The following is a 5814-nucleotide window of genomic DNA, read 5'->3' as shown; positions in this document are numbered from 1 at the left end:
CCTTAGGTGAGGGAGGCCTGGTAGATCGACTCGATCGATGCGGCCAGCATCGAGTTGAACTCCTCGTCGGTCTGCGACGCGGAGAGACCCTCGGACAAGGCGCGCGAGAAGCTGGCGATAAGCCCGTGGTTGCGGGCCAGTCGCTCGTTGGCCTCGGCGCGGCTGTATCCGCCGGACAGGGCGACCACGCGCAGCACTGCGGGGTTCGCGATGAGCGGCGCGTAGAAGTCGTCCACCGTCGGAATGCTCAGCTTGAACATCACCGGCAGCGGGAACGGGTCTGCGTCCAGTCCCTTGGTGATCTCGTCGAGCAGAATGCGCTCACTGGCCTGCTTGTCGGGCGCGGAGATCGTGATCTCGGGTTCGATGATGGGAACCAGGCCGGCTTCGGTGATCTGCCGGGCCGCCTCAAATTGCTGCGCCACGATCTGCGCGATCCCTTCAGGGTTGGCGGTCTGGATGACCGAGCGCATCTTCGTCCCGAAGATATGGGCGCTGTTGGCGCGGGCCAGCAGATCGTCCAAACCAGGGTTTGGCTTCATCAACTGGACGCCGTCGGCCTCGGCGGCCAGGCCCTTGTCGATCTTGAGGAAGGGGACGACGTGCTTGGTCTGCCACAGGTAGTCGGGTGCGGGCTGTCCGGCGAACTGACGCCCCATGGTCTGTTCGAAGAGGATCGCGCCGAGAATATGGTCGCCACTGAATGCGGGACTGGTGACGATTCGTTCCCTCATGGCGTGGACGAGATCGAACATCTCGTCGTCGCCGCTGTAGCTGTCTTTGTCGATTCCATAGAGCCGGAGCGCCTTCGGTGTGCTGCCACCGCTTTGATCCAGCGCCGCGATAAAACCGCGTCCGGACTTCATTCGCTCGGCTTGTTCGTTGTTCATGTGACCTCCTCGGAACGCATGCCGATGTGTCCCTTTCACTTTACGCCTCTGAGAATGATTCGCAGCCGGATGGCGGAACTGCGTACTGGAACTGCGTACTGGAACCGGCGCCTGGTATGCCCTTCGCCGTTATGCTCGGGGTCGCCTGCGGGTGCGCCATCGCGTCGGCTGGCACGCCCAAGAACCACCCGGCGTAACGCCTCGTGCGGAGACGTCCGGACGCCGCCGCCGATTTATCGAGTTCAGTTTGGTCACCTATAGCGACCAAACTGAACTCGATAATCCTCGGACCTGCGATCGGGGCTCGAAGGCACCTCGAAAAGGTGCACAACCCGTCCTTACCGTATATAGTCGGATATACACAGTAAGGACGGAGGGATGATGCCGCTTCATGTGGTGCTCTCGAATGGGTCGGGCGTACCGATCTACCAGCAGATCGTCGATCAAACACGCACGGCCATCCTTAATGGCGAGCTGGCCGAGGGCGAGATGCTGCCGTCGATCCGGGGTCTCGCGAGGGATCTGCGCATCAGCGTCATCACGACAACTCGCGCCTACAACGAACTGGCTCAGCTCGGCTATCTCGCCAACGTCCCCGGCAAGGGCAGTTACGTGCAACCGAAGGATACCGAGCTGATCCGTGAGCATCTGCTCCGGCAAGTCGAGGGCCATCTTGCCGATGCCGTAGATGCTGCCGCTCAGGCCGGCCTGGAGGCCGCCGAGCTTCACCGTCTGCTCGATCTCGCGCTTGGGGAAGGAACTGAGAATGATTGAGTTACGTGAGGTCACCAAGCACTATCCGGGATTCGTCCTGGGGCCGCTCGATTTGACCATCGAGGAAGGCTTCGTGACAGGCTTCATCGGTGCGAACGGCGCAGGAAAGACGACTGCGATCAAGGTGCTGCTCGGAATGATCCACCCCGATTCGGGCGTCGTGAACTGTCCCGACAAGACCGATATCGGAGTCGTGCTGGATGTGCCCAGCTATGACGCCGAATGGCGGGTATCGACCGTCGCGAAGGTGCTGCGTCGGTTCTATCCCAGGTGGTCGGATGCGATCTTCGGCGAATTGATCGCCCGCTTCGATGTGCCCACCGACCGCAAGATCAAGCAGCTGTCCAGAGGCATGGGAATGAAGCTCCAGATCGCTGCGGCTTTCGCCCACGACGCCAGGTTCTTGGTGTTGGACGAGCCGACCTCAGGTTTGGATCCGCTCTCCCGAGACGAACTGACTGAGATCATCGGAGATTTCATGATGGACGAACATCGCACCGTGCTGTTCAGCTCGCACATCACCAGCGACATCGAGCGCATCGCCGACTATGTCGCCGTCATCGACAAGGGCCAACTGGTGGAGTATGCCGAGCTATCGGCCCTGATCGACTCATACCGCATGGTGCATGGCGGCCGCTTGCCACCCAACGATCGGCTGGCCGCTGCGGCATACGGGCTGAGAACCCACGCGGCCGGATGGGATGGGCTGGTGCCGGCCGGTCTGATCGCAGAGGTCCCCGGCGACGCAGTGACCGAAATACCTTCCCTGGACGACATCGTCGTCCGAATCGCGAAAGGACGCTGACATCATGCTCGCACTCATGAACCTGGAGACCCGGCGTCTGTTCGTGATGCTGCCGCTGGTCGCCGTGATGCTGGCCTTCGGGCTCGGACCGGTGATCCTCTTCGCGGGAGGGCAGGGGACCGTCGGTGTGGCCTTCATCGCGATGACGGCGATCGCGCTGGTCACACGCATCTTCCCCTTCGATGCGGCGGGTAGCCGCGCGAACACGCTCGCGGGCACTCTGCCGGTCACTCGGCACCAGGTGATCGCGGCACGATACGCCATGGCTCTGCTCGTCGCCGTCGCGGCTGGCCTTCTCGTACCGGTGGCGCTCTCGGGCGCAACCGCCGCCGAGCGCGCCGGCGCTGGCGCGTTACTCGCTGCCATGCCGCTGCTGCACCTGATCGTTATCGGGCCCTTGTCGAGCAGGGGTGGGCTGGGTCCGGTCGCTCCCGCGTTCGCCCAGATGCTCCCGCTCGCGATCGTCTTCGTCGTTGCCGGTTTCGTCATGATGCTTCCGGACGACCCGAAGCGGGCCGTCCTTGTCTTGGTGCTCAAGGCCCCGGCCCTGAGTGCAGGAATCGCGGTGACTGTGATCCTGGCACTCTTGGTCGTGAGTTACGTGCTCAGCACGAGGTGGTTCGAGAGTCGGGATCTGTGACGACCGAAATCCGCGTGGGCCAGCGATGGCCGGTCTTGCGGTTTCGCCGGTCATGTGAGGAGACTAGATGCTGCTGCTCGACCACGTATCTGGGGTCGGCGTGAGATCCATCGAGGGAGATGACGATGAAGCCAACCATCGCAGTTGTGGGGCCGGGCGCGATAGGGACGACCATCGCCGCGGCGCTGTATGACGCCGGCCTTGTCCCCGCGATCTTCGGACGCACGGCGCGAGATCGTCTCGAACTGCAATCCGCGCACGGCCGCATCGTGGTGCCGGGGCCGGTGCAGACCGACCCGGCACAGATCGATGGGCCGGTCGATCTGGTCTTCCTCGCGGTCAAGGCAACCCAGGTCGCCGGGGCGGCGCCCTGGCTCAAGGCGCTGTGCGGTGCGGGCACCGTCGTCTGCGTCTTGCAGAACGGTGTGGAGCAGGAAGAGATCGTCCGGCCCTTGGCCGGGGCCGCCAGTGTCATCCCGGCGGTCGTCTGGTTCCCGTCCGAACCGCAGCCGGATGGATCGATCTGGCTACGCGATGAGGCATCGCTCACACTGCCCGACAGGCCGGAATCGCGTGTGGTTCTGGACGCCTTGCGCGACACGTGGTGCGCTGCCGAAACTGCCGCTGACTTCTCGTCCCTGGCGTGGCGCAAGCTGCTGGCCAATGCGGTAGGTGGGCTGATGGTCCTGACCGGCCGCCGCGCCGGCATGTTCGTCCGGCCGGATATCGCCGGATTGGCGCTGGCGTATCTACGTGAGTGTCTGGCGGTGGCGCGAGCCGAGGGAGCCGTACTGGCCGACGAGGTGCCGCAGCAGATCCTCGACAGCCTCCAAACCGCACCAGCCGACATGGGCAGCTCCATCCTCGCCGACCGTGAAGCCGGTCGGCCGCTCGAATGGAGTATCCGCAACGGCGTGATGCAGCGCCGTGGCCAGGCTCACGGCATCCCGACGCCGATCAGCGATGTGCTGGTTCCGCTGCTCGCGGCGAGCAGCGACTGACCTGTCCGGGGGCGCACTCGGCGGGGTGGGAGTCCGTCCGGTGCCGGCCGTGCAGGAGGTACGCCAGCCCGAGGCCGGCAGCGGCGAATCCGGCGGCCGAACCAACCCCGACTGCCCAGCGCGGACCGAAGGCGTCGGCCACCCATCCGACGATGGGGGCTCCGATCACTGTGCCGCCCTGGAAGATCGCCATGTAGATGGCCATCACCCGCCCGCGAACCGCGGGATCGCTGGTCATCTGGACGATGCCGTTGGCGGTTGTCGTGAACGTCTGGGTCGCGGCGCCGACGAATGCCAGCATGACGCCATAGAAGATGTATCCCGGCGACAATGCGGCCACCAGGCAGCCCAGGCCGAAGGCGGCGCCGGCGATGATCAGCAACTGGCGGCGCGGCTTGTCGCGCTGAGCCGAGAGCAGTGCGCCGGCCAGCGATCCCACGGCCATCATCGAGGTGAGCAGGCCATACTCGCCCGCCCCCTTGTGAAAGACCGTGTTCGCCATGGTCGCGGTGAAGATCGGGAAGTTCAGGCCGAAGGTACCCACCAGGAAGATCATCGTCATGATCGCGACCAGATCGCGCCGCGAGGCGAGGTACCGGAAGCCACCGATCAGGCCGCCGGTCTCGGCGGAGGAGTCGTCGGGACGTCGGCCGGCGGGTTCTCCCTGCCTGCGCAGCAGTTCGACCTTCATCTGACTCAGCGAGAAGAGCACGGCGATGAAGGTCACCGCGTTGATGACGAAGACCCAGCCGGCACCGACGATCGCCATCAGGATGCCCGAGACCGCAGGTCCGATCAGGCGCGCCGAGTTGAACGACGCGGAGTTGAGCGCAACGGCGTTGCCGAGCAGATCGGCACCGACCAGGTCACCCACGAAGGTCTGGCGGGCCGGCGCATCGAATGCGGAAGCCACGCCGAGGAGCAGGGCGAAGAGGTAGACGTGCCAGAGCTGGACGATGCCGGCCAGCGTGAGCAACCCTAACCCGAGGGCCAGCAGCCCCTGAGCCGCCTGCGTCGTCATCAGCAGCTTGCGCCTGTCGAAACGATCGGCGGCCAGCCCGGTCACCGGTAACAACAGCACCTGCGGCCCGAACTGCAAGGCCATCACCACGCCCATGGCGATGGCGCTGTCATTGGATAGTTGGGTGAGGACGATCCAATCCTGGGCAGTGCGCTGCATCCAGGTTCCGGTGTTCGAGACCAGTGCTCCGGCGAACCAGATCCGGTAGTTCGGCACCGACAACGAGCGGAAGGTGGCCGAGATGGCGCTCATGATTCGGCCAGCTTCGCCAAGATGCCGGCTGCGGTCGCCAGCTGCTTGCGCGCGTGCGGTGACAACTCGCCGAGTCGTTCGTCCAGCCAGCTGTCGCGGCGGGCGCGGGTGCGCAAGACGACCTGATGGCCTTGCTCGGTTGCGGCGAACCACACCTTGCGCCGGTCCTCGTCCGATGTCGTCCGGTTCACATATCCGGCTGCCACCAGGTTGTTGACGGTCCTGTTCATCGATGGTGGCTTGACCCGCTCGAATTCGCTGAGTTCCGAGAGCGTGCCCGGCCCCTCGCGGACGAGGTATGCCAGCACGCTGTACTGGCTGTTGCTCAGTTCGGCATCGGTCTCGGTCCGGATGCGCCGTGCCAGCCGCAGCACGGCCACTCTGAGTTCGTCCGCCAGGTCATGCGGCTCTGTTTGAGTGTCTGCCTCGTC

General features: G+C 64.7%; 7 protein-coding genes. 4 read left to right on the top strand and 3 right to left on the bottom strand.

The genetic code is table 11. The features are described from left to right. Positions 1-2: 2 nt before the first annotated feature. Positions 3-890 carry a fructose bisphosphate aldolase gene (locus AAFP05_RS05465; RefSeq protein ID WP_341728843.1) on the bottom strand — a complete coding sequence of 296 codons (888 nt, stop codon included), beginning with the start codon at positions 888-890 and terminating at the stop codon, positions 3-5. 378 nt (positions 891-1268) lie between these two features. On the opposite strand from AAFP05_RS05465, the gene AAFP05_RS05460 reads away from it, so the two are divergent. The 4 genes from AAFP05_RS05460 (at position 1269) to AAFP05_RS05445 (ending at position 4110) form a co-directional block, all read left to right on the top strand. Next, entirely contained in the window at positions 1269-1664 is a 396-nt protein-coding gene (locus AAFP05_RS05460) for a GntR family transcriptional regulator (RefSeq protein WP_341728842.1), read from the top strand. After that, positions 1657-2469 (top strand): ABC transporter ATP-binding protein, encoded by an 813-nt coding sequence (locus tag AAFP05_RS05455; protein WP_341728841.1) that lies wholly within the window; start codon positions 1657-1659, stop codon positions 2467-2469. The genes AAFP05_RS05460 and AAFP05_RS05455 overlap by 8 nt, the downstream gene beginning before the upstream one ends. 4 nt (positions 2470-2473) lie before the next feature. Beyond that, positions 2474-3109, top strand: a complete 636-nt coding sequence (locus tag AAFP05_RS05450) for an ABC-2 transporter permease (protein ID WP_341728840.1) — start codon at positions 2474-2476, stop codon at positions 3107-3109. 125 nt (positions 3110-3234) lie between these two features. After that, positions 3235-4110 carry an oxidoreductase gene (locus AAFP05_RS05445; RefSeq protein ID WP_341728839.1) on the top strand — a complete coding sequence of 292 codons (876 nt, stop codon included), beginning with the start codon at positions 3235-3237 and terminating at the stop codon, positions 4108-4110. Here the strand turns inward: AAFP05_RS05445 and AAFP05_RS05440 are convergent. Then, positions 4067-5383 carry an MFS transporter gene (locus AAFP05_RS05440; protein WP_341728838.1) on the bottom strand — a complete coding sequence of 439 codons (1317 nt, stop codon included), beginning with the start codon at positions 5381-5383 and terminating at the stop codon, positions 4067-4069. The genes AAFP05_RS05445 and AAFP05_RS05440 overlap by 44 nt on opposite strands. Further along, positions 5380-5814, bottom strand: a 435-nt coding sequence (locus tag AAFP05_RS05435; protein WP_341728837.1) for a MarR family transcriptional regulator, incomplete at its 5' end; no start/stop codon positions are given. The genes AAFP05_RS05435 and AAFP05_RS05440, both read right to left, overlap by 4 nt.

The sequence above is a fragment of the Brooklawnia sp. genome, assembly GCF_032229645.1.
GTDB lineage: Bacteria > Actinomycetota > Actinomycetes > Propionibacteriales > Propionibacteriaceae > Brooklawnia.
This window is presented reverse-complemented; position numbering and strand designations above follow the sequence as displayed.